Origin of the sequence: Enterococcus sp. VV15, assembly GCF_005236045.1 — a bacterium.
In the GTDB taxonomy this organism is placed as follows: Bacteria; Bacillota; Bacilli; order Lactobacillales; family Enterococcaceae; genus Enterococcus_B; species Enterococcus_B durans.
In genome coordinates this window covers 1-290 of the sequence record NZ_QPTY01000127.1, presented here as the reverse complement: position 1 = coordinate 290, position 290 = coordinate 1, and the positions used below count along the sequence as shown (strand labels likewise).

The window sequence follows — 290 nt, the reverse complement described above, 5'->3', positions numbered from 1 at the left end:
TTCTAAAGGTCGTCAATTTAAATACTTTGAGGAGAAATAATGAACGAAAATAAATTATTCAAATTGGGTGTGACAGGAGCAGTGATTTTAGGTATTTGAGTAATTGGCGGATTTACATTTTTTGAAAAAATCGACAATGGATATGTAGGAGTTCGCTATTCAATGAATGGGGGGATCAAAGATGAAGCACTGACACAAGGTGTGAAATTTGTAGTGGTTGACAAAGTAATCAAATATCCAATTCGCTTGCAAACTATCCAATCAAAAAATATTTCTGTATCTACAAGAGA

General features: G+C 33.1%; 1 protein-coding gene. It reads left to right on the top strand.

What is annotated here, in order from left to right:
• Positions 1–102: 102 nt before the first annotated feature.
• Positions 103–290: SPFH domain-containing protein (locus DVW83_RS16040; RefSeq protein ID WP_446717773.1), on the top strand; the 188-nt coding region annotated here is incomplete at its 3' end.